Below are 20641 nucleotides of genomic sequence, written 5' to 3' on the forward strand. Positions count from 1 at the left end.
CGATCACCGTGGCATGTCGTCGGCTTCGTCCTCGATTTCCGGGCTGTCCCAGTACTCGTGGTCTTCGAGCGCCCGATAACACATGACCCGATGATCGCCCTCGTCGTCCATCTCGGTCACCGGCGGACGCTGCTTGCAGACCTCGCGAGCTTCGGGACACCGGGTGTGGAACCGACAGCCAGTCGGTGGGTTCCGCGGATCCGGGATGTCGATCTTCCGGAGCGGCGAGCGGGCCTCAGCATCCGCGTCGGGATCAAGGTTCGGCGCGGCCCACATGAGTACCTTCGTGTAGGGGTGCTGTGGGTTCTCTAAGACCTCGTCGATCGGCCCCACCTCGACGAGCTCGCCCAGGTACATGACGCCAATGCGACCATCGGCCTTCCCCGTGATGTAACTCGCGTTCGAGAGGTTATGGCTGACGAACAGATAGGAGGTGTCGAACTGGTCCTGAAGTTCGAGCATGAGGTCCATCATGTCGATCCGCAGAGAGACGTCCAGCGCCGATACCGCCTCGTCGGCCAGGATGAGGTCGGGGTTCATCAGCAGCGCGCGGATGAGTGCCACACGCTGTTTCTCGCCGCCGGAAAGCTGGTGTGGGAAGCGATTGGCGTAGTCCTGCGGCGGTTCCATCCCGACGCGGGAGAGCATCTCGTGGATGCGCTCACGCCGATCGAAGGCGTCCATCCCAGGATTCGTGATCCGGAGGGGCACGTTGAGAGTGTGCATCACCGTCTTGTTCGGGTTGAGCGACGCACCCGGGTCCTGGTGGATGATCTGTAACGAGCGACGGATCTCGTCGAAGGGAATATCGGCGTCGCCGCCGAAGTCGCGGGCCTCCCAGATGTCCTGACCCTTGTAAGTAACGCTGCCGCTTGTGGGCCGTTGGACGCCGATCGCCGTCTTCCCGAGCGTGGTCTTGCCACAGCCACTCTCGCCGACCAGCGCGACGACATCGTTCTCCTCGACGTCGAGAGTAACGCCGTCGACCGCCTGAACTACGTCGGTGTTACGGGAGAAGATGCCCGAATCGGTCTCGAAGTGGACCTCGACATTCGTCATCGAGACGACGTGTTCGCTCTCGCTACTCATTGTGGGTCACCTCCGTGAGGTTCAGCGGGATCTCCGCGCGGGTCTGATCTATGTAGTGGCACTTCGCCTGGTGGTCGTCATCACCGTTGCCGGTACTGAATTCGGGATCCACCTGGACGCACGTCTCGTCGGCGAGGGGACACCGTGGGTGGTACGAACATCCCTTCGGGACGTTGACTGGGTCCGGACTCTTGCCTTCAATGGGTTTCATCTCCTCACGTGGCGTGTCCAGATTCGGCGTCGAGTTGAGCAGCGCCCGCGTATAGGGATGTTTCGAGCCGGTGAGCACTTCGTAAGCCGGGCCGACCTCAACGAACTCGAAGGCATAGAGCACCCCGAGGCGGTCGGCGAGGTTCGCGACCAGCGGCAGGTCATGGGTGATAAACACGATCGTCAGATCGCGCTCGCGGCCGATCTCGCGAATCAACTCGATGATCGAACGCTGCATCAGCAGGTCCAGCGCCGCAGTTGGCTCGTCCATGACCAGGGCTTCCGGCTCTAATACCAGCGAGAGTGCGAGCAGCGAGCGCTGTTGCATCCCGCCGGAGAGTTCGTGTGGGTACGAGTCGAAGATCTGATCGGCTTCGAGATACAGCTGGGAGAGGAGGTCTTCGGCGCGTTCCATCCCCTCCTCGACGTCGAATCCATGGACGGACAGCGTCTCCCGGAAGTGTGCTCCGATGGTCATCGTGGGGTTGAACGAGCTCATCGCGCCCTGGAACACCATCGCGATCTGCTCCCAGCGGATCTGCTTGATCTCGCGTTCACTCTGATCGAGAAGATCGATCTCCTCGCCGGACTCGGGGTGGAACGTGATGTCTCCCAGCAATACCCCGGGTTCGGGGACGGCGTCGAGCAACGCCGAGGCGAACATCGACTTTCCGGATCCGGACTCGCCGACGACGCCGAGTATCTCGCCACGTTCGATATCCATGTCGACGGAGTCCATCACTTTGGACTCCCCGCGGTCCATGTCGAAGGTAATCGACGCGTTCCGTACTTCGAAGATCGGGTCCGAGACGCCGAACTTCTTGCTTGATTGTGCTTGCATGGATTATTGCTCCATTGGTGCCGTCTCGTCGATAGATGATGCGTGACGCGCCCGAATCCGGGGGTTGAACAGGCGTTCGGTTCCCTGAGAGAACAACACGAGGCCGAACGACAGCATCACGATCGTGATCATCGGGAGGAGGATCCAGTATAGAGAATCCCAGGAGTACAGCGCACCGCCGGTCGAGTAGGCGTTGTTCAGCATGATCCCCCAGTTCGGGAAGCTTACCGGCAAGACGCCCAGGTAGAACAGGGCGACCGACCCGAAGATCACACCTCGGGCCGTGTTCACGAAGCTGATCAACACAAAAGGCATGATATTCGGGAGGATGTCGTCAGTGATGATCGCACGCAATGGCCGGTTCATGATCCGGGAGGCCTCGATATAGGACTTATCACGCAACTCGAGGACCTGCGACCGGATTTGTCGGGCGAGCCCCGCCCAGGCGTTGATCGCGAGGAAGACGCCAATCAGGTACGGGCTCTCGGGTTCGAAGATCACGACCACGAGGATGATCAGCGGGAGACCGGGGATAGTCATCGCAATGTCCATGATGGTCGTAATCACCGTGTCCACCAGGCCACCTTTGTATCCCGACACGGTGCCCAGCGCGGTCGCAATCACCGTTGAGAAGACGGCACCCGCAATGATCATCTGTAGCATCGGCGGCGTCGCATGGACGAGTTTTGGTAGCAGGCTCTCGCCGTTCGCGTTCGTCCCCAGCGGATAGCCGGGCACCTCGAGAATGCCAGCGTATCGTGGCGATCCCGGGCCGCCACCCTTAGATTCGGGGACGACCTGGGTCAGCACGGTCGCGACGAAGACGTAGAACAGGATGATCAACGTCCCGATCCGGGTACGCCAGTCGCTCCAGATGACCCGCAACGGGGTCAGGAGGTACCGGTCGGCGCGCTCCCGGTAAAGGTCTCGCCGCGACCGGACGACGCCTTGCGAGTCCGAACTGCCCGCGGAGTCGAAAGTTGAAGTGTTATCGGACATGTGTGCTCACCTCAGTATGATTCACCAGATCCTTCGCCGCCGACCCGGGGGTCGATCTTGCCGTAGGTCAGGTCGGCGAACAACACCGCCGAAACGACGCCAGCCGTGATGATGAGGAAGATTCCCATCATCAACGGGTAGTCCCGGCCGTTGATCCCCTCGAGGAGATAGTACCCGAGCCCCTGATATGCGAAGATCTCCTCAAGGACGACCGACCCACCGAACATGAAGCCAATCGAAATGAGGAACTGCGTGTAGAGGGGCAACACGGCGTTGCGACCCACGTACCGGATAGCGATCCGGCGTCCCGGGACGCCACGCAAGTGTGCGACCCGGATGTACTCCTCGCCGATCTCCTTGATCGCGTTGCCACGCATCCCCAAGGCGATCCCACCGAACCCGGTGATGACGAGTGAGGCGATCGGCAGGATCGCGTGGTAATAGATGCTCGCGATATACTCGAAGTTGAATCCGGCTTCGAGGCCCGACTCGACGGTCCCTGACGCCGGGAATAGCGACATCTGGATCGCCAGGATGTAGACGAACAGCAGCGCCGCGATGAAATACGGGACCGAGTTGAGGAACATCGAGACGACGGTCCCGGAGGCGTCGAACCAGCTCCCTTCCTTGTAGGCCATGACGGCCCCAAGCACGATGCCGATGGCGAACGTGAGGATGACGGCCTGCGTGAGCAGGAACAGCGTCCACGGGGCCGCCTCGACGATGATGTCATTCACTGACCGACTGAAGTGAAATGACTGCCCGAGATTCCCTTGGAGAACACCCGCCACATAATCGACGAGTTGCAGATGAACGGGCTGATCCACGTTGTAGTTCATGTAGTCCTGTGCGAGCTGGTTGATCTGCTCCGGGGTGAGTGTCTGCCCGGTCCGTTCCTGCATAAGCTGGGACTTGATGTAGTCCATTGGCCCCCCCGGCATCGCCCTAATCATCAGGAACGTCAGGACGACCACCGACACCATCGTGACGATCGCCTGTCCAACACGTTTGATTATGTATTGCATCGATTTCTGAGTACTATTGAGTTCGGGAATATGTATGTTGCTGTTCGGCGGTATGGAAAACGTCAGTCCGTGACGTTAGGCCGCCTCGTCGTCATCCTTTGCGCCCATCAGGCCCTGCCGCGGGAGCCACCACTGGGGCCACTTGGCCTGCCAGGCTTCGTCGTCCGGATCGGGCCAGTCCCAGTCGTCGGCGGTCTGCCAGGTCACGTCGTTGATCTCGATCAGCGGGAGCATCGGCACAAACTGGTTTGCGACCCACGCGAACTGTTCGACGGCCTCGTAGAGCTCGTCGCCCTCAGCGGTGCGGACGTTGGCGAACAGTTCCTGGACATCCCACTCCTGAAGTTCGCCGTCGGGCTCACCAAATGGCGGCGCGACGACATCCTCGGGACCGAAGTTCATTTTGTAGACCCGGTCGGCTAGGGGTCGGAACCACTGCCCGAACGTGTAGAACGGGTTGTCCCGGCCAAGCGTCCAACCCGTCGAAGCAGCCACGTAGTTGCCCTCAAGGTAGTGATCGGGATAGTAGGATGTCGAGTCGATCAGGTTCTTGTTCGCACTGATCCCCTCCTCGTCGAGGATGTTGACGACCGTATCGAAGATCGGCTGCCAGTCCGAGTAGTCGGCGGGTACCTTGATGTCAATCGAAAGCTGAGAGCCATCGGAACGCTTCCACTGTCCGTCGACCTTCTCGTAGCCCTCCTCACGGAGGAGCCGGCGGCCACGCTCCGGGTCGTCGTAGCGATGCAGTGCCTCGGCTCCCTCCTCGGTGACCCAGTCCTTCCAGCGCTCGGACGGCGAGTTGTCGCCGGCGATATTGCCAACGATGCCGCTGGGTGCCTGGACGGGCTGGCCCCACTGGCCGTAGTTCCGCGCCACCAGGTCGCGGTCGATGAGTTCGGCGATCGCCTGGCGGACCCTGACGCTGCCGTAATCATCGTGCTCACAATTGAAGGTCAGGGCCTGTCCCCACAGCGCGGGCAGCTGGGTGTTCAGATGATCGTCGTCGCGCTGCTCCCAGACGGTCGGGGGTGCGTTGTAGTTCCGGATCATGTCGACGTCGCCGTCCGGAAACATGTTCAACACGACGCTGTTGGTGTCCGTCGATACCTTGTTGACGTCCCAGTACTGGAAGTTGATGTTCTCGGCGTCCGGGTGGTGGTCATAGCGCTCCATCCGGTAGCGGCTGCTCGTCTTCTCGACGAACTTGAAGGGGCCGTTGCCGTGGGGCTCCTCGAACTCCGCGCTCCGCAGGTCCGACCGGACGGAATTAATTTCCTCGTCGTCGGAGGCGTCCAGGTACCGTTCGACGAAGTCCCCGTACCTCCGGTAAGGCGTATCCAGGTCCCAGTTGTTCATCGACTGGCGGAAGATCCGCTCGTTGACTTTCCCGCTCAGGGGCAGTTCGAGCCGGCGGTCATCCAGGATCTCGATACCCGTCGAGTCGTACAACCCGGCGACCGTCTCGTTGGCGATCTCGTTGCAGACGAAGAAGGCCTGCAGGTCCTCGGCGCTGACCGGATCGCCCGGGTCTCCGTTGTGCCAAGTCAGCCCGTCACGGACCTCCAGGACTGCCCGCTCGTTGGAGCGCTCGTACTCGTCGATCGACATCGCGTACTCGGTGAATTCCCCCGTCGAGATGTTCCACCGCTGGAGCCGATCGACCTGCATCTGGTGCATATACGGGGTAGTGAAGTTGAACGTGTTATGCTGCCAGTTGGTCGGATTGTCCGTCGTCGCGTTGGCAAAGGAGTTGTCAGCCGGAGCGAACTCGTCGGTGCTGGTGGTCCCGTCCTGACCGTTTCCGGAACCGGGCGTGTCTGTCTCGTCCCCTGCACAGCCGGCGACGGAAACAATGCTGCCGCCGGCCCCCAGCATACCTGCCCGACGCAGGATCTCTCGTCGGTGAATCGACTGGCGAGCCTGATCGCTAGCATCCGTATTCGATGCCATGTGTGAAGATCCACACAATAGGCAATAAAAGTTTTGGTAAATTGCGCTGATTGAATCGCCCGCGATGTCCTGGGTTAGGATGTCCGAATCCAGACGCGCATCGCACCGGGCTCGCGGTTGTCCCAGGCGTAGTAGGGGACGACGGTGATCGACGCGTTCTCCGTCTCAGTTTCGACAGCGGGCCGGTAGAGCTTCCCGTCCCAGCCCTCGAGTGACGGCACCGTGGCCTCGCCGTCGAGGACGGTCATGCCATCGAACAAGTCCTCGCGATGAGTCGCCTCGAAGTCATTCGTGGGATCGATGGCGTAGTGGTGGAGCGGCCGGTCGTGATCGACACTCTCGATAGCGTAGACGAGCGGGCCACGCGTCAGTGCCACGCGGCCAGCGTCGGCCGCGACGGCGGGGTGGGCTTCGAGCACCTCGACGGACATCCCGAACTCGACGCTGACCTCGGCCTCGTCCCACTCCCGGTCGAGCGTGACGTACGTCGGCGCGTCCGCGATATCGACGGCGGTCTCGACATCTTTGCCGTCGACCGCGACCGAGACCTCCTCGGCCCAGCCGGGCACCCGCAGGCGGAGGTCGAACGCAGTGGGCTCAGCGGTCTCGACGTCGAGCGTCACAGTCCCGTCCCACGGCAGATCGGAGTCCTGGCTGATCGAGACGGCCGAGCCAGCGACCGACAGCTCGGCCGTCCCGCCGACGTACTGGTTGACGTAGACGCCCTCGTCGTCGGTCGCGTAGAGATACCGTTCGAGCGACGCGAGCAGACGCGCGAGATTCGGCGGACAGCACGCACACTCGAACCACCCCTCCCGGTGGCTGTCACCGTCACTCGCGAGCGGGTTGTCGTAGAAGAATTCGGTCCCGTTGAGGTCGACGCCCGGCAGTACGGCATTATACAGCGTCCACTCGATCAGGTCAGTGTACTTCGCGTCGCCCGTCGCTTCGAACATGCGCTGGTTCCAGAAGACGCTCCCGATCGCCGCGCACGTCTCGGCGTAGGCCGTGTCGTTCGGCAGGTGGTAATCCCGGGTGAAGCGCTCGCCGGGGTGCTGGGAGCCGATCCCGCCGGTGACGTACATCCGTCGCTGGGTCATGTTCTCCCAGAGGGAATCGAGGTGGGCGAGCAGGTCGTCGTCGCCCGTCTCGGCGGCGACATCGGTCGCGCCGGCGAAGTAGTACACCGCCCTGACGGCGTGGCCCTCGACGGCCTCCTGGTCGCGAAGCGGGGCGTGGGCCTGGTTGTAGCTGGCGTCGTACGGTTTGACCTCGGCGTCCGCCCATTGCTCGTCGGCCGAATCATCTTCATCGTCCTCGCCGTCCTCACCATCGGCGTCCCCGCCGTCCTCGCTATCGGCATCTGCCCCGCCGTCCTCGCCATCGGCGTTTGCCCCACCCTCGTCACCCTCCCATTCGTCGAGCGTGGCGATATCGTCACGATGGGCGTCTTCCCACTCGTAGCGATCGGTGTTCCCGCGCACGTCGACGAAGTACGCCGCGAGGTCGCGATACCGGTCCTCGTCGGTCACGGCAGCGAGTTTCATCAGCGCGAGTTCGATCTCCTGGTGGCCCGGCGCGCCGTCGATCTGCTCGGGGAACATGCGATCGACGTGATCGGCGAAGGCCCGCGCCACGTCAAGCAGGGTCTCCTTGCCGGTCGCGCGGTAGTGCGCGACCGCGGCCTCGATGAGGTGGCCCCCGCAGTAGAGTTCGTGCATCGTGTTGAGGTTGGTCCAGCGTTTGTCGGGCACCTCCAGGTCGAAGTAGGTGTTGAGGTAGCCGTCGGCGTCCTGGGCGGCGGCGATGAGGTCGATCACCTCGTCGACGCGAGATTCCAGGTCTGGATCGTCCCGCGAGGTGAGCACGTAACTTGCGGCCTCGATCCACTTGTAGGCGTCAGAATCCTGGAACCACATACCGTTGTGGTCGCCACGTTCCCCCGCGCTCACCCGCCGGAAATTGTCGAGCGAGCCCGCCTCTTCGAGTTGCTCGTACTGGTACTCGACGGTCTCCGTCCGGTTGACATCGCGACGAGGACTCCAGAACCCGTCGTCGATAGTCACGTCTCCAATCGAGAGGTGCGTTCGCTGTTCGAACATCACCGACACCTGCGACGGATACGATTATAAACGCTTCCGTCCGAACGTGGCCTCTCGATAAAATTCGGGTCGGAAAAACTGCTCAGCCGTCCACGTCAAGTTCGTCGATTCCGTATCTGATCTCAAGTCGCTCAGGGCCGACGTACGTACTCGACATCGCCAGCAACCGCTCGCCGTCTGGCGAGGGGAGCAGTGGTGTCGTCCAGGCGACCATCTGATAGCCGACGTCGAGTTCGTCGTCGTAGGTGATCGGCGACGAGACTGTTCGCCAGTCCGAAAACGACTCGAAGTCATGGGTGGCCAACAGGACGTCGCCGCTTCCCGGTGCCTGCTCGCGGTTCTCGTCTCGCAACGTCTTCGCCGAGACCAGCAGCGTGCCATCCGTCCCACCCGCCGGAGTCCACGTGGCGTAGGGACCGTTACACCCCTGATAGCCCGCCGTAGTCATCACGGGCGATCCAACGTCCGCCGGATCGCCCCACGATCGTCCGTCCGGCGAGGCCATCACGAAGATTCCACCCTCGTGAGTCGGACCGACGACCTCGAAGACCATCACGTACCGGCCGTCGGGGAGACGAGTCACGACGGGCATTCCGGGCCGGTCCTCGCCGTTCGGGATCGCGGCGTCGAACACTTCTTCGCCCCATGTCTGGCCGCCGTCTTCGGAGACGCGGTGGCCGATCAACTGGTTGTAGCCCTCATCGCGGTGGCGCTCGTCGGCGAAGTAGACCACGAGATTGCCGTCCGGATCGAGCGCGAAGTCGGGTTCCCAGACCGGCGTCGATCCCGCCTGTGGGACCGCCTGCCCGCCCTCGGCGACAGTACTGACGTACTCCCAGGTCTGACCCCGGTCCTCGCTTGCGTAGACGTCGATTTTTGTCCGGGAGAGGTCGTCGGGGATCGAATTTCCGGCGGCGAGTATTGTCCCGGCCGACCACGGGCCCACATCGACGGGGAGTTCGAACAGCGTCGGCTGGTAGCGCAACCCCCAGTCGTTCTCGGTGTCGTGGATCTCAGAACACTTCGTCCAGGACTCGCCGCCGTCAGTGCTCCGGTAGACCGGAAAGAACGGCTGGCTCGCATTCTCGGGGTCTGTACTCCAGTAGTGTTCGAACGTCGCGATCAGAACGTCCCCGCCCGTGTCGGCGTGAGCCAACCGTTCGACCCGGGGATACATCGCGCCCGGGGCGGGCGTCCCCTCCGGCGGTCGATACAACGTTTGCCCGTCGGTTCGAGTCGAGGGAGAAAGTGTACTGTTTGCGCGTTCGCCCCCGGCCATCACGGACACCCCGGGGCGACAGTGTGATTGCCACGAATCGAAACGACAGAGTCTGGAATAGGGGCGACTGTCCGGCGAACCATACGTCTGCCAACTGTCTCCACCTACATATTATCTACGGTAAAACGTTCCCCACCACGCAAAGGAACACGTGGTCAATCGACGGTCACGCGCACGACAGAATACGGCGACAGCGACAGCGTGACCGCCGTGTCCTCAACGGGAACGTCCTCGTGAGTTGGTGATATTCGTGTCGGCTCCTCGAGGGTGTTTTCCGCGTGCATGGAGGCAGCGGTGAGCGTCTCGACGGCGACAGACTCGGCGTCGGCGAACAGACTCTCGCCGTCGATCGTAACCTCGATCGGACCCGTGCCGGCGTCTCGGTGCGTGAGCACGAGCGCGACGTCGTGATCGTCGGCGTCGACCACCGCGACGGCGTCGACAACCGGTTCGTCCTCGACGGGCCGTAGCTCGCCGAACCACCGACTGGTGTCCGTTCCGAAGGCCGTCTCGGTCGAGAACGTGCCAGCGGTGAGTTCGACGCCGATCGGTGTCCCACCGATCAACCCCATCTCGAGCTTTCGACCGTAGAGACACGGGTCGGCCCAGGTTCGGGCCTTTCGGTGGCGGATGCCCCCGCCGTGGTTGCCGATCCCGGAGTGGGTCACCATCCGGACGTCGCCGTCCCGAATGCACTGGGTGCGGACCGTCGCGTCGAAGACCGCCTCCGTGATGGAATGGCTGTTCGGCAGCGTCGCGGCGGAAAGGGTGTCCGTGTCACCTGTGGCAATCGGCTCTCCCTCCGTCGAGGCCGCCGCATCCGCGTCCGCCGCTTCGTCGAAGCGAGTGAACAACTGGAGTTCCGTGATCGCCAGTCTCGGGTCGACCCTGGCGTCCCGACAATCGACGGCGACGTCGCGGTACTCCTCGCCCAGCTGCGAGGCGAGTCCAGTATGGGCGTTGAACAGCTCCACCGGATCGGTGGTAGCGTCGGCGTGAGCCTCGATCAGGACGTGGTCTGTGAGCCACTCGTCGCCCGCAAGCGTTTCGACAGTCGGGTCGTTCCAGTCGGTCAGCCGGTTGCCCGTCGCCATGAGCTCGATCGAGTCGTCGACAGCAGTCATGGCTGCCCGGAACCGGTCGAATCGATCGGCGTACCCACCTGGCGTCGACCAGGTGATCTGCCACTCGCCGTAGATCTCGTTGCCAATCTCCCAGTAGGTGACGTCGTAGGGTTCGGGATGACCGTGCTCGGCCCGGAGCGCCCCCATCTCCGTGTCGGCCGAGCCGTTGCAGTACTCGACCCACTGTGCAGCTTCCTCCAGAGTCCCGTCGCCGGCGTTAACGCAGATCACCGGTTCGGCGTCGATCGCATCACAGAACTGGAGGAACTCGTCGGTCCCGAAGAGGTTGGTCTCGATGGCGTCCCACGCCGGGTTCGGCCGCGTCGGTCGGTCCTCGACCGGCCCGACGCCGTCCTTCCAGTCATACCCAGAGGCGAAGTTCCCGCCCGGCCACCGCAACACGGGGAGTCCGTCGAGTAGCTCGACCAGTTCCGGGTCGGCCGTCTCGACGTGGTCGTCCGGATAGACCAGCAGACGATCGAGGACGATGTTTGCCTCGCCGACCGTCGTGACGCTGACGCCGAGGAGCGCGTCGTCGGGCGCCGACGCCGGCACGTCGAGAGCGAACGGGACCGTTTCGAACTCGGTACCGGCAGTGACGGTCGTCGCCGCGACGGGATCGCCGAGCGTGCCGTCGTCCGCGACCGGGCTGTGGATGGCGATCCTGACATCAGTCTCGTCTGTCGCCCGGAGCGTCGTCTTCCCCTCGAACGTGCGCGTGCGATGAAGCGGGAAGTGACACCACTGGGCGATCCCAGCGGGATCGTCCCGGCTCCGGACTTCGATCCGCTGTGCCCGATCCTCGGCCGTGCCGACGTCCGGACTCGTCGTGACGCCGTCTCCGTAGGGGAACCAGAAGAGCGCGGTCCCGTCGCGGTAGGCCGCCCGGAAGCGATCTGCTTCGGGGAGATCGTGGGTCTCGGCGTAGGTCCCGATCCGGTCGTCGATCTCGGCGGGGTCGTGGATGCCGCCGCGACCGCCGTCGGCACCGAACCGGCGGTCCTGGAACTTCCAGGAACCCAGGGTCGGGTTGAACAGCGTCTGGGCTTCGAGGATATTCGAGACGTTCCGGGGCGAGTAGAGGTGTTCGCCGAACTTGCCGAAGAGTTCGGCGTCGACTGTCCGGTCTACCGTCGTCTCGGGGTCGAGCCGGACCGTCGCTCGCCGGGCGATATCGCTTTCGGTGTGGGTAAGCAGGCGCGTCATCGACTCACGTAGACGTGAGTCACGGGGAGTACATAAGTGTAGGTCCGCTGCTCAACGCTCTACGGTCAGTCCCACTACGGAACTGGCGGGAACGTCAAAGGCGAAAGTTCCGTCACCGTGATTCTCGACGGCAATAGTCGATGGCTCGAAACTCTCGGCGTTGTCTTTCGTCGAGTAGTCGTCGGTCTCCTTGCCAGCGAACAACACCTCGCTATCGACGACAGTGGCGTCCGCGACATCCATTGCAACGGTCGTCGAGCTCACAGCGTCGAGCGCACGATTCGACAGCGTGATTCTCACGCGCTCGTCAGTCTCGGAGGCCGACGCGCTCACGAGCGGTACGTCGTGGGTGTCCTGTGGGCCGAACTCGTCGCTCCGGCTCTCGACGGTGTGGACGTCTGCCTCGACGGTCGTCCGGAGCGCAGTTCCCCCCATATGGGCCTTGTAGAGATCGAACACCTGGTAGGTCGGGGTCGGCCAGGCGTCCTCTTCGTCGGTCTGGACGAGACACTGTAGGACGTTGACCGTCTGGGCGATGTTCGCCATCGCGACGACGTCAGCCCGTTCGTTGAGGTCGTCGAGGACGCTCGCGGCGGCGAGTGCGTCCCGGACGGTGTTCTCCTGTTCGAGGCCGTTGGCGAAGACGGCCTCGGGGTGCCAGACGCCCCACTCGTCGACGATGATACCGGCGTTCGATCCGGGGGCGAACATCTCCAAGGCCTCGGCCGCGCGGTCGACGTCCTCGCCGATCCGGGCCGCCCGGGCGAGCATACGGTAGTACTGCTCGGTCGAGAAGTCCGTGTCCCCGCCGGCGTAGTAGTATCGATGGACTGAAAGGTGATCGAGGAGGTCATAGACGCTGCCCTGGCCGAAGGAGACGCACTTCTCTAAGTGTTCGAGGAACTGGCGGTTCCAGTCGTCGGTCACGTGACCACACGCCACCAGTTCCATCGAGCCGTCACTCATCACACGGTCGAAGCCCTTGAGGTAGTTCGCGAAGCGGCGGAACTCCTCGGCGTACAGCTGTGGACTGTAGCGCCCGCCACACCCCCAGTTCTCGTTACCGACGCCCCAGTAGGTGACGTCATGTGGCTCCTCGCTCCCGTTTTCGGCACGCAGCCGGGTCATCTCCGTGTCGCCGTCGTAGTTGCAGTACTCCGCCCAGTCGACCCCCTCTTCGGGGTCGCCCGAGCCGACGTTGACGGCGAGATACGGTTCAGCGTCGAGGAGGTCACACAACCGCATGAAGCTCTCAGTCCCGAAGGCGTTGGACTCCTCGGGGCGGTTCTCCCGCCCCTGAGCCCACCACATGTTCCGCTGGCGTGGGCGCTCCTCGCGCGGACCGATCCCGTCTTTCCAGTGGTAGTCGTCGGCGAAACACCCGCCCGGCCACCGGAGCACGGGGGCGTCGAGGTTCCGGAGCAACTCGACCGTGTCCATCCGAATGCCATCCTCGGTCGGAACACGGTCGTCCTCGCCGACCCAGACCCCGCCGTAGATACACCGCCCGAGGTGTTCGGTCAGATGACCGTAGACGTTGGGATCGATCCGGTCGATCGGGGCGTGCCGCGAGACGTAGATCGCTGCGTCCATACCTCACGCGTATCGCCAGAGGCTCATATAGATATGGACTCACACCGCCGCAAACCGACGGACGCGCCACGCGCGCCGACCGGCAAATCGATGGTAGTAGGCGGCCGGAAAATAGTAGATCCCGTCGAAGCGCCGACGGGCAGCTATGCTTCGAACGTGAGGCCGACGACGGCGCTCTCGGGGACCGCGACCGCAAAGGTCCCGTCGCCGTTGGCCACGACGTCGACGTCGTCGGGCGTGAATTCGTCGGCGTTGTCCTTCGTCGAGTATTCCTCGACCGCGTTGTCGGCGAACAGTACCTCGCTGTCGACGAGCGACGCGCTCTTGTCTTCCAGGGAGACGGTGACGTCCTCGCTCTCGAGGGCCCGGTTCGACAGCGTCACGAAGACCTCGTCGCCGTGGGCGGACGCCGACGCGCTCACGAGCGGCACGTCGTAGGGTTCGTCCTCGACCTCGTGCTCGTCGGTCTCGATGACCGTGTCGAGCGCCGTGCCGCCGGCGTGGTTCTCGTAGAGATCGAACACCTGGTAGGTCGGGGTCGCCCAGGCGTCCTCCTCGTCGGTCTGGACGAGACACTGTAGGACGTTGACCGTCTGGGCGATGTTCGCCATCGATACGACATCGGCCCGTTCGTGGAGATCGTCGAAGACGCCGGCCGCGGAGATCGCATCACGGACCGTATTCTCCTGTTCGAGGCCGTTCGTGTTGGTCGCCTCGGGGTGCCAGACGCCCCACTCGTCGACGATGATGCTGATGTCTGACTCGGGTGCATAGGTCGACAGCGCGTCGACGGCGTCGTCGACGTCTCCCCCGACCTTCCGGGAGCGCGCGAGCAGGCGGAAGTACTCCTCGTCGTCGAAGTCGGTGTCACCGCCGGCCTCGTAGTAGCGATGGACCGACATGTGATCCATCAGGTCGTAGGGACCCTGGACGAACTCCGCGCAGTCGTCGAGGGCGTCGAGGAACTTCCGGTTCCAGTCCTCGTTGATGTGGCCGACGGAAACCAGATCGACGTCTCGCTCGCTCAGCATGCCATCGACACTCCGGAGATAGGTAGCGTAGCGACGGAACTGCTCGGCGTACTCCTCGGGGCTCAGGCGGCCACCACACCCCCAGTTCTCGTTGCCCACGCCCCAGAACTTCACGTCGTGGGGGTCCTCGCTGCCGTTTTCGGCACGGCGATTCGCGAGTTCGGTGTCGCCGTCGTAGTTGCAGTACTCGAGCCAGTCTGCCGCCTCACCCGGCGACCCGTTGCCGACGTTGGCCGCGAGATACGGTTCGGTATCGAGGAGATCACAGACCCGCATGAACTCCTCCGTGCCGAACTCGTTCGGCTCTTCGGGGATGTCCGCACGTCCCTGTGTCCAGAAGGCGTTGCGGCGGGTCGGCCGCTCCTCGCGCGGGCCAATCCCGTCCTCCCAATGGTAGTCGTCAGCGAAACAGCCACCCGGCCATCGCAGAACGGGCATCTCCAGGTCCGCGAGGAGTTCGACGGTGTCCATCCGAACCCCGTCCTCGGTCGGGACACGGTCGTCCTCGCCGACCCACAGCCCGCCATAGATGCACCGCCCGAGGTGCTCGGCGAAGTGGCCGTACACGTTCGGGTTGATTGTATCGATCGGCTCGTGCTGATGGACATAGATCTCTGAGCCCATAGGTTCACCGAGCGGCTAACAATTATTTATAAATTTTGGTCCGTCGGACAATATCACGGGATCAGTTCCCGATGGCGACTCGCCGAAACTCGCAAACGGCCTACAGTCGAACGACGCACCCGCCGTGTTCAGCGACGGGGACAGCAAGCGTCGGAAGAAATCTCACATTCGTATTCCAGAAGACCCGACCCATCCGCGGCGTCAGTCGTGACGGTCACCGGCCGCGCGCCGTCGAAGTCGAGGAGGGATACCTCAACCGTCCGGGCGGGCCCGGCGGTGATCGACCCGACAAACCACGCCTCACCCCGCCGGCGGGCGAGCGTCGCCTCGCTTCCGAGGTGACCGCCGACGAAAACGGTTGCATCCCACGCGGCCGGAACGGCTTCGGGTACGTCCGCGGCGAGCAGACGAGGACGCGAGTGCCGTCGCGTTCGAGGACGAGCGTGCCGTTCGGGTTAATCTGGGCAGTGAGTTCGCCAGTCGGACAGATGATCGAAACCATACCGCTAGTTCACTGCTATCGGTGATCATTGGGGACCCATGACGAAGCACTCGAAACGAATTACACTATCTGAAAGACCCCAACTTATTTATTCTATAAGTGAGAGTTGTCGAATCGTATGACAACAGATAGCAGTGACAGTGGCAACGAACTGGGCGGGAGCTCCGTCGACGTCTCCCGACGAACGTTTCTCGCAGCGCAGTCGGCGGTAGCCGCCGGCTCAGTGGTAGGACTCGGGGCAGGAACAGCCGCCGGAAAGTCCGAGGAGATGATCCAAAACACTGTCTCGATCGATACATCAGAACAGGCCGACCAGGAAGTCCCAGACACGCTGTTCGGTCGGCTCCACGAGTTCTACGGCGACGCGACGATCTATCCGACGGCCTACTCATTGCACGTCAAGAACCCGACGTTCTACCGGACGGTCGACACGTGGGCCGAGGACTGGGCCGAGGACATGGGGGCGTTCATCAGCGTCGAGCGCGACGATGTCCTGCCGTTTCCCTGGCAGCAGGTCGGCGGCGACGACGTGCGTTTCGAGCACCGGACCGACGGCGAGCAGGTCGCTGGCGGGCAAGTCCAGGACGAGGGCGTCGGCTACCCGCGGATCACAGTCGACGGCGGGAACAGGGGAGGTATTCACCAGAAGACCGTCCTCCCGGACTTCCGGACGCTTGAGTACAACCTCGGGCTGTCCGTCCGCGGGAGCGTGGACGCGGTGAGGGTATCGATCACGACGCTTGACGGCGAGACGCTCGCCTCGACGGATGTCCCTGTCTCCGAGGAGTGGACGCGTCACGAGCCCACACTCGAACTGAGCGAGGCAAGCGGTGACAAGCACAACGGGCCGCTCGGGCTGATCGAACACGAGCACGTTCCCTACGGGGAGTATGCAGTCGAGTTCACAGCCGACGCGGACGGTCACTTCGACATCGATTTCATCGAGTTCGCTGCCGCCGACGCAATCGAGGGGCCACAGACCGGTGCGCCGTTCAATCCGACGACGATACAGTTACTCCAGGACCAGCACAACACCTGGCTAAAGTGGCCCGGCGGGAACGTCACCAGCCAGTACAACTGGGAGGACGGCATCGGGCCGCTCGCGGAACGGACGCCGCGATTCAACCACGCCTGGGGCGGCATCCAGCCGAACTACTTCGGGACGGCCGAATACCTCGATCTGTGTGCACTGGCCGATCAGACACCCGAAATCACGGTCGGGTGGCACGACAACGCAGCCGAGTGGGCCGCCGAACGGGAGATCCTCCCGGAAGACGCCGCCAACTGGGTCGCGTACGTTAACGGCTCGACCGACACCGAGTACGGTGCTCGAAGGGCCGATCACGGCTACGACGACCCCTGGAACGTCGAACACTGGGGCGTGGGCAACGAGGTCTGGGGGAGCTGGCAGTTCGGCCATACACCGGACCCCTCGGAATACGCGACCGGGTCGAACGATCGGATCGGCTTCGAGACGTACTCCCGGGCGATGCGCGAGGTCGACGACTCGATATCAATCATCGCCAGCGGGTGGGACCCCGCCGAGGCCGAGCACAACGAGACACCCTGGAACGAAACGCTGTTCGACGAACTGGACGACGACCTGCTGGACGGCGTGAACATCCACCGCTACCAGTGGGGTCTCGATAGCATCGACGCGGTCAAGTCCTGGAAGGACGAGCACGACGCCGACAACATCGACTACAACGAAGTGATGGTAATGGCCGCGACCCAGCTTGGCAACCAGCTCGAAGGGGTTGCCGCCATGGCCACGGAACACGGCCAGGACGACTGCTACATCAACCTCAGCGAACTCGGCATCTTCCCCCAGGTAGACACCGAGCAAGCAGCGCCGTATCCCGGACCGGAGACGATGCCCGGTGGTGCATACGTCGCCGGCGCGCTCAACGCGCTTATCCGGCTGAGCGACAGTGTCCGGTGGGCGGCCCAGACCTGGGTGCCAGTCGTCATGGGCCCGACGTCGGAGACGCCGTTGCGTCCGGACGGAATAGTGACACGGCTGTACGCGACACTGTTCAAAGGTGACGACACCTGGTACTCAGTCGGCGTCAGCTCGAGCGGTGCCAGCCGGGATCTACCCAACACAGGACCGCGAGTCAACCCCGCCGAAGACATGCCGTACGTGGACGGCGCAGCAATGCAGAACGGCGACGACGACCTGGCGGTGTTCGTGATCAACCGCAACCTTCGCACGTCGAGCGACGTCACGGTCGAAGTTGGCGAAGACTACGCCGGCCATGCCGTCGAGGTCGTCAAGCTGGGTCCCGCTTCGAGTGAGCGGCCGCTCCCGCACAGCTTCCGGAAGTCCTACGAAGCCCCCTCGAACGCGACCGTCAAGCAGATGACGACGAGCGTCGGCGACGACGGAACGATGACGGTCGAACTCGAACCGGCCGGCGTCGCGCGGCTGTACGTCAGCGCCGACCCGGACACGGTCAAATCCGTGGGCGACCACGGAGCCTGGGGCGGGATGACTTATCCGGACATCCAACTCCAGACTCTGGCCGGCGGCGACGGACTGCCGAGAGACCCGAACGGTGACGGACTCTTGACCGACGTGAACGGGGACGGCGACGTCGATATTGCCGACGTGCGGGCGCTCCTCTGGAATCGGACCCATCCGGCTGTCACGGACCAGCCCGCGCTCTTCGACTTCGACGACGACGGAACCGTGACTGTGGATGACGTCCTCGCGCTGTTGAGGGACATCTACTAGAGACCTCACAACGGAAACAAGACCGATCGTTCCAACTGGAAAAAGAAATATTGCGGACGGAATCAGCTCCGACAGCCGTGAACTCGCTGGGGGGCCGGATCGTCATCGGTGCGATCCTCACTCCCGTCTTGGGATTCCCGGTCCGGCTGGAGGGCTTGATCGGTATCCGAACGGTCGGCTGTGCGCCAGGTCACGTCGTTTTCGTGCATGAGTTCCCGGACGTAACTAAGGCTGTATTCAACGTCGAACGTGTCCTCGATGTAGCGCTGGAGGAGTTTGGGTGTCCACATGACGGCGTCGTACCCGACAACGGTCGGGGACGCGTCCAGAACGGCTTCGAGACGGTCACGCTCGTCGTCGTCCAGCTTCGACGGGCGACCCGGCCGCTTCTCGTCGTAGATGACGTCCTCGAGCGGTTCCTCCTCGAGACGCTCGAGTCGTTTGAGCCAGTTGTGAATCGTGGTCCGAGAGACGTCGTACCAGTCAGCGAGCTGGGTCTGTGGAATGCCCTCTTTATGGTTGATCCCGACCATGATCCGCTGGGTCGCAGTCTTGCCATCCACCTCCGTGAGATACTCCCGCAGTTCCTCGACCGACACGTTTTCTGGTCGGACTGCTCGAGCTGCTTGGGACATATTCCCAACCACGGGTCGAATATACAATTACTTTTCGATGCCAGAAGTGACTCGGCCGTCCGGCGCCAACGTCACGTGATTCTACGACGACCTCCGAGATCCCACCAGCGGGCCGACTTGCGGACAACAACTGAGAGGTCACCGATTGTTTTTTATCCGAAGTCGTCCAATCATTGTGTGTTTATGTCAGCTATCCCTCACGGGACATCGTTCGATGAACTCGAAGTATGGTTTGTCACCGGGAGCCAGCATCTCTACGGAGACGAAACACTGGAAATCGTCGAGGGCCACGCCAGGGAGATCGCCACCGCGCTCGACGACGCCCCGGAGATCCCGGTCAGCGTCGAATGCAAGTCCGTCCTGACGACAGCCGACGCCATCGAATCGGTCGTCAGGGAGGCCAATGCCAGCGAGAACTGCATCGGTCTCGTCACCTGGATGCACACCTTCTCGCCGGCGAAGATGTGGATCCGCGGGCTGCAAGCGCTGGACGTCCCCTTCGTCCACCTCCACACACAGTTCAACCGCGAGTTGCCCTGGGACGAGATCGACATGGACTTCATGAACGCCAATCAGTCCGCCCACGGCGGCCGCGAGTTCGGCCACATCGTCTCGCGACTCGACATCGACCGGAAGGTCGTCGTCGGCCACTGGGCGGACGACGACGTCCGCGAGCAACTCGACACCTGGGCGCGCGCCGCCGCCGCCCGCCACGAACTCCGGGGCGCGAAGATCGCCCGCTTCGGCGACAACATGCGCGACGTCGCGGTCACCGAGGGCGACAAAGTGTCCGCCCAGATGGCCTTCGGCGCGAGCGTCGACGGCTACGGCCTGGGCGACCTCGTCGAATTCGTCGAGGACGTCACCGAGAGCGAGATCGACGACCTCGTGGCGGAGTACGACCAGCAGTACGAACTCGCAGCCGAACTCCGGGCCGACGGCGATCGACGCGAGTCGCTCAGAGAGGCCGCACGCATCGAACTCGGAATCAGAGCCTTCCTCGAGGACGGCGAGTTCGTCGGCTTCACCACCACCTTCGAGAACCTGACTGGCCTGTCCCAGCTCCCCGGCCTCGCGGTCCAGCGGCTGATGGCCGACGGCTACGGCTTCGGCCCGGAGGGCGACTGGAAGTCCGCGCTCTTGACCCGGGCGATGAAAGTCATGGGCCAGGGCCTCGAGGGCGGCACGTCGCTGATGGAACACTACACCTACGACCTCTCCGTCGGCGACGAGAAAGTCCTCGGCTCCCACATGCTGGAGATCTGTGAGTCGATCGCCGGCGAGCAGCCCCGCCTGGAGATCCACCCGCTCGACATCGGCGGGAAGGCCGACCCGGTCCGGGCGGTCTTCGATGCGGATACTGGCCCGGCGATCAACGCCTCGCTGGTCGACATGGGCGATCACTTCCGGCTGATCACCAACGACGTCGAGTCGGTCGGGCCGGACGAACCGCTGCCCGAACTCCCCGTCGCCCGGGCCGTCTGGAAGCCCGAACCCGACTTCGAGACCGCCATCGAAGCGTGGATCAAGGCCGGCGGTGCGCATCACACGGGCTACAGCCAGGCCGTGACGAACGAGCACCTCACGGACTTCGCGGAAATGGTCGGGATCGAACATCTCCACGTGGGTGAGGATACCGATATCGCGGACGTCGAGCGGGAACTCACCTGAAACAAGACGCAGGACGAACA

General features: G+C 63.3%; 14 protein-coding genes. 2 read left to right on the forward strand and 12 right to left on the reverse strand.

The annotated features are described in order from the left end of the window. Positions 1 to 3: 3 nt before the first annotated feature. The 11 genes from HTIA_RS14410 to HTIA_RS16035 form a co-directional block, all read right to left on the reverse strand. Complete coding sequence (locus HTIA_RS14410) at positions 4 to 1089, reverse strand: oligopeptide/dipeptide ABC transporter ATP-binding protein (protein WP_008524920.1); 1086 nt, start codon at positions 1087 to 1089, stop codon at positions 4 to 6. Next, the gene (locus HTIA_RS14415; RefSeq protein ID WP_008524922.1) at positions 1082 to 2140 is read right to left on the reverse strand and encodes an ABC transporter ATP-binding protein; all 1059 of its coding nucleotides are present in this window, start codon (positions 2138 to 2140) and stop codon (positions 1082 to 1084) included. The genes HTIA_RS14410 and HTIA_RS14415 overlap by 8 nt, the downstream gene beginning before the upstream one ends. Positions 2141 to 2143: 3 nt before the next feature. Continuing rightward, complete coding sequence (locus tag HTIA_RS14420; protein ID WP_008524923.1) at positions 2144 to 3139, reverse strand: ABC transporter permease; 996 nt, start codon at positions 3137 to 3139, stop codon at positions 2144 to 2146. Positions 3140 to 3150: 11 nt separating this feature from the next. Continuing rightward, positions 3151 to 4164 (reverse strand): ABC transporter permease, encoded by a 1014-nt coding sequence (locus HTIA_RS14425; protein WP_008524924.1) that lies wholly within the window; start codon positions 4162 to 4164, stop codon positions 3151 to 3153. Positions 4165 to 4239: 75 nt separating this feature from the next. After that, positions 4240 to 6117, reverse strand: a complete 1878-nt coding sequence (locus tag HTIA_RS14430; RefSeq protein ID WP_021029607.1) for an ABC transporter substrate-binding protein — start codon at positions 6115 to 6117, stop codon at positions 4240 to 4242. Positions 6118 to 6191: 74 nt separating this feature from the next. Beyond that, positions 6192 to 8219, reverse strand: a complete 2028-nt coding sequence (locus HTIA_RS14435) for a glycoside hydrolase family 127 protein (protein ID WP_008524926.1) — start codon at positions 8217 to 8219, stop codon at positions 6192 to 6194. 82 nt (positions 8220 to 8301) lie between these two features. Next, positions 8302 to 9435 (reverse strand): sialidase family protein, encoded by a 1134-nt coding sequence (locus tag HTIA_RS14440; RefSeq protein WP_049816618.1) that lies wholly within the window; start codon positions 9433 to 9435, stop codon positions 8302 to 8304. Between the two features lie 218 nt (positions 9436 to 9653). Continuing rightward, on the reverse strand, positions 9654 to 11828 hold the full coding sequence (locus tag HTIA_RS14445; RefSeq protein WP_008524931.1) for an alpha-L-arabinofuranosidase C-terminal domain-containing protein: 2175 nt from the start codon (positions 11826 to 11828) through the stop codon (positions 9654 to 9656). Between the two features lie 51 nt (positions 11829 to 11879). Continuing rightward, positions 11880 to 13421, reverse strand: coding sequence for an alpha-N-arabinofuranosidase (locus HTIA_RS14450; RefSeq protein ID WP_008524934.1), 1542 nt, complete (start codon positions 13419 to 13421; stop codon positions 11880 to 11882). Positions 13422 to 13564: 143 nt separating this feature from the next. Next, positions 13565 to 15076, reverse strand: coding sequence for an alpha-N-arabinofuranosidase (locus HTIA_RS14455; protein ID WP_008524937.1), 1512 nt, complete (start codon positions 15074 to 15076; stop codon positions 13565 to 13567). A gap of 128 nt (positions 15077 to 15204) precedes the next feature. Next, positions 15205 to 15483, reverse strand: a complete 279-nt coding sequence (locus HTIA_RS16035; RefSeq protein WP_242401931.1) for a glycoside hydrolase family 97 C-terminal domain-containing protein — start codon at positions 15481 to 15483, stop codon at positions 15205 to 15207. A 213-nt stretch (positions 15484 to 15696) separates the two neighbouring features. On the opposite strand from HTIA_RS16035, the gene HTIA_RS14465 reads away from it, so the two are divergent. Beyond that, a complete protein-coding gene (locus HTIA_RS14465) occupies positions 15697 to 18315 on the forward strand; it encodes an alpha-L-arabinofuranosidase (protein WP_008524941.1) in 2619 nt (872 codons plus the stop codon). A 62-nt stretch (positions 18316 to 18377) separates the two neighbouring features. Here the strand turns inward: HTIA_RS14465 and HTIA_RS14470 are convergent, their stop codons facing one another. Then, a complete protein-coding gene (locus HTIA_RS14470; RefSeq protein WP_021029606.1) occupies positions 18378 to 18950 on the reverse strand; it encodes a helix-turn-helix domain-containing protein in 573 nt (190 codons plus the stop codon). A 183-nt stretch (positions 18951 to 19133) separates the two neighbouring features. Between HTIA_RS14470 and araA the strand changes: the two genes are divergently transcribed. Further along, complete coding sequence (gene araA / locus HTIA_RS14475) at positions 19134 to 20621, forward strand: L-arabinose isomerase (protein ID WP_008524945.1); 1488 nt, start codon at positions 19134 to 19136, stop codon at positions 20619 to 20621. Positions 20622 to 20641 lie beyond the last annotated feature (20 nt).

It is taken from the genome of Halorhabdus tiamatea SARL4B, from assembly GCF_000470655.1.
GTDB lineage: Archaea > Halobacteriota > Halobacteria > Halobacteriales > Haloarculaceae > Halorhabdus > Halorhabdus tiamatea.